Annotated in this window: 2 protein-coding genes and 1 pseudogene; 1 reads left to right on the top strand and 2 read right to left on the bottom strand. The window is 69.2% G+C overall.

Annotated elements, in window-relative coordinates:
- Both ELR45_RS41645 and ELR45_RS28690 read right to left on the bottom strand, forming a co-directional pair.
- The coding region (locus ELR45_RS41645; protein ID WP_240760215.1) for an AfsR/SARP family transcriptional regulator at positions 1 to 1950 on the bottom strand (1950 nt) is incomplete at its 3' end.
- A gap of 249 nt (positions 1951 to 2199) precedes the next feature.
- Entirely contained in the window at positions 2200 to 2700 is a 501-nt protein-coding gene (locus ELR45_RS28690; RefSeq protein WP_129669356.1) for a J domain-containing protein, read from the bottom strand.
- A gap of 224 nt (positions 2701 to 2924) precedes the next feature.
- Between ELR45_RS28690 and ELR45_RS39475 the strand changes: the two are divergent.
- A pseudogene (locus ELR45_RS39475) lies at positions 2925 to 4098 on the top strand (esterase-like activity of phytase family protein); the annotation flags it as partial.

Genomic DNA, 4098 nt, shown 5'->3' with positions numbered 1-4098 from the left:
CGCGACGGACTCGAGCAGGCCGTATCGCATCTCCTCGCACCGGCCGGTTACCACAAGGGAGCGGTCGACCAGACGTGCCAGAAGCTCGCCGACGTCCTCAAGGGCGACGCCGTCGCCGGCACAGACGACCTCCGCGGCACTGAGCGTGCACCAGTCGGCTTGCACGGCGAGCCGGCGGAGCACGGCGCGTTCCGGCTCGGTCAGCAACTCCCAGCTCCAGTCGATCACCGCGCGCAGCGTCCTCTGACGAGCCGGCACGCCGCGCTTGCCCGCGGAGAGCAGCCGGAACCGGTCGTCCAACCGCTCGGCGAGCTTGTGGACACCGAGACCGCGCACCCTGCTCGCCGCCAGTTCCAGAGCCAGCGGAATCCCGTCCAGCCTGCGACAGATCGCCGCGACCGACGCCGTGTTCTCCGCCGTGAGCGCGAAGTCCGGTGCCGCGGACGAAGCGCGGACGGCGAAGAGCTGCGCGGCGCTGAACCCGCGCAAGGTCTCAGGGTCATTGACCACGGGGGACGGGAGGTCGAGAGGTGGGACCGCCCATACCCGCTCGCCGGATGCGCCGACCGTCTCCCGGCTCGTGGCCAGGATGCGCAGGTGCGGTGCGCCGGCCAGCAACCGCTCGATCGTCTCCGCCACGGGTTCGACGATGTGTTCGCAGTTGTCGAACACCAGCAGCATGCGGCTGTCGCGGAGAGCCGTCACGACCTGCTCGAGCGTGCCGTCGGACTCGACGCCCGTGGCGTCGCCTGGAGTGCCGGCCACGGAGTCCGCGGCGCCGGTGCCGGCAGACGCGCTGGGCCGGACGCGCCTTCTCGCTGCGCGCGTCGGGGTGTCACGTAGCCCGAGCGCGGCGGCGACGGTGTGGGCGACGTCGTCGGCGTCCAACGCCGCGGCATCGCCTGCGCCGGGGGACAGGCTTGCGAGCTCGACGAGCCAGGTACCGTCCGGGAGCTGTGATCCGTCCATTCCGGAGGCGGCCGCGATCGCCAGCCTGGTCTTGCCGACACCGCCGGGTCCGGTGAGGGTGACGAGCCGGTTGCCGCGCAGCAGACTCTGAACGTCGGCGAGGGCGCTGTCCCGCCCGATGAGATCCGTCGGAGGTGACGGCAGGTTGGACCGAACCGCAGGCGGGCCGGTGCCCGGCGACGTACTCGGTATGACCGATTCGGTCGCACCTTCTCCGGCCAGTCTGGGCGGCTGAAGGTCCGCGGACTGTCGCAAGATGTCCTGGTGCAGGGCTGCGAGCTCCGGGCTGGGGTCGACGCCGAGCTCGTCGGCGAGATGTTTCCGGAGCTTGTTGTAGCTGTCCAGCGCTTCGTTCTGCCGACCCGCTTGGTAGAGCGCCCGCATGTGTACGGCGCGGAGCCGCTCTCGGAGGGGATGCACAGCGACGAGGTCGCTCAGCTCGGCTGTGACGAGCGCATGCTCGCCCACTTCCAGCCTGGCCTTGGCCAGCTCCTCGAGGACCGTCAGCCGTTCCTCCTCCAGCCGGTTGAGGGTGGCCTGGGCGAACGGCTCGTTCTGGAAGTCGGCGAGCGCGGCACCGCGCCACAGGTCCAGTGCCCGGGTGAGCAGAGCGACCCGATCGTGAGGACCAGCGGCGGATCGAGCGTCGGCCACAAGCGCGGAGAACCGGTGCGTGTCGAGAGTGTCTGGTGCGACCCGCAGCTGGTATCCGGCCGGTCCGTAGACGACGGCCGGGTGTGTGTCCGGCTCGGCCGACCTCAGCGCGCGGCGCAGCTGCGAGACCTTCGTCTGCAGCGCGTTGGCCGCCTTGGGCGGGGGGCCGGATCCCCACAGGTCGTCGATCAGCCGATCCGGCGACACCGGGCGCCCGACGTGCACCAGCAGGTCGGCCAAGAGCGCCCGAACCTTGAGCTCGGGCACGCTGACGGGGTCGCCGTCGTCGGTGTGCACGGCCAATGGCCCGAGAATGCCGAATCGCATATGTGCACGCTAGTCCAGGAGACTGACAAGGATGGTGGTCGTTCGCTGTTGCCGCGTCCAGCGGGCGTCGTATCTCCTGCCGGGTGTCGGTATCGACCCGGTGGCCCTTAAGTGCAAGTTTCTTCACGATCAGGTGCGCTAACTACGGTTTCCTTCACGCGTGGGGAAGGTTTTCGTGGATAGCGCCGACATCATCGTCTTCAGTGCGCGGTCGTGAAACCGTGCCATCGTCTGGTACCCGACGACATTTCATACGCCGATCATGGCGAATACCGCCACCAGGATGCGTGGCAACACGAGGATTGACAGCCCGTAGATCATCAACAGGAGGACGGGGATGGCCGAGCCGCTGTCCCGGCCGGCCCGCCGTGCGGCGCGCGGCACCGTGGGTGAGGCATTGGGCGAGGCCGCAGGCGACGTGGCGCGCGGCGTTGGGGACAGCGTCGAGTGCCCGTCGCCTGGAGGACCGGCGGAACTCTCCGCTGCTGGGACGCGCGTGCCACTGGATCGACCTGCGCCGACGGCGGCGTCGTACTCGCTGAATCGACGAGGGTCGAGCATAATGTCCCGTGCGCGCCTGAGGGCACGGAACGTCGCGTCGTCGCCGCCGTTGTCCGGGTGGCCGCCGCTCAGAGCTTGCCGGCGGAACGCCTGCCGCACCTGGGCCGAGGTCGCTCCCCGCGGTATCCCGAGCACGACATGCGGATAGCGCCCGCCCAACTCGTCGACGTCGCGGGCGGCGGTGAACATGAGTGCCTCCTCTATCCCGGTCCGTGGTGATACGCGATCCATACGCCCCTATCATCAAGACGCCTCGGCAACGCCAAACGTGACAACGCGCCGTCCCGCGAAGGTCGTGCACTCATAGCTCGTCCGTGATCTGGGAGTTTGTCCGGCATTCACATCGCGTATCTCATGTGGTCGATCAGCTCAGCTAGAAAGCTCTGAGCTGATCGCGTCCATGGGAGGTCAAGGTGCCGGTCTTGGTTCGGGGCACGGAACAGGGCAAATTGCGGGGTGTGGCCGCTGGGGCGGCCGTCGTGCTGCTCGCCACGTCGTCATTGGCCGCGAGCGCGAGCAGATCAGATGCGGAGGCGGGCATACCCCGTGGCGACGGTTGGTTCCAGCGGGTCGCCACCATGCCGGTGTACGAGAACTCCTCTGTCGAGGAGGAGACAGCTGCGGAGATCGCCGCGGTCACTCCCGATGGGCGGACGGCGGTATACACCGACTCCCCGGGTGAGCGGATCGGGCTGGCCGGTATCGGCGCGCGCGGAGCGCTGACCCCACAGGGAACGGTGCCGCTGGACGGGGAGCCGACCTCGGTTGACGTGCTTTCCGGGTATGCGTTGGTCGCCGTCAACTCCTCGGAGTCGTTCACCGAACCGTCCGGCGCGCTCATCGTGATCGATCTCGCGACGCGTGAGGTGGTCGCCGAGCACGACCTGGGCGGCCAGCCGGACGCCATCGACATCTCCGCTGACGGCCGTTACGCCGCGGTCGCGATCGAGAACGAGCGGGATGAGGACCTCGGCGACGGCGGACTCCCGCAGCTGCCGGCCGGCCACCTGTCCATCGTGGATCTGGAGGGGAATCCGAGCGAGTGGACGGTGCGCGGCGTCGACCTGACCGGGCTGGCCGAGGTGGCACCCGAGGACCCGGAGCCGGAGTTCGTCGCCATCAACGGCCGCAACGAAGCCGTGGTGACGTTGCAGGAGAACAACCACATCGTCATCGCCGACCTTGAGGACGGCGCGGTGCGCAGTCACTTCTCCGCGGGCACGGCGACCGTCGAGGGTGTCGACACCGACGACGACGGCCGCATCGCGCCGGAGGGCACCATCAGCGGGCCGCGCGAGCCGGATGCCATCGCGTGGCTCGACGACGACACGATCGCCACCGCGGACGAGGGCGACTGGCTCGGCGGCACCCGCACCTGGACGGCGTTCGACGCCCGTACCGGCGAGGTCGTGTTCTCGTCCGGCAACGAGCTGGAGAACCTCGCGATCCGCAACGGCCAGTATCCCGACCACCGCGCCGACAACAAGGGCGTCGAGCCCGAGGGCATCGCCGTGGCCACGTACGGCCGGCACCGCTACGCGTTCGTCGGCCTGGAGCGCGCCAACCTGGTCGCGGTCTACAACGTGG

It is taken from the genome of Phytoactinopolyspora endophytica (assembly GCF_004138495.1).
Taxonomy (GTDB): domain Bacteria; phylum Actinomycetota; class Actinomycetes; order Jiangellales; family Jiangellaceae; genus Phytoactinopolyspora; species Phytoactinopolyspora endophytica.
This window is presented reverse-complemented; position numbering and strand designations above follow the sequence as displayed.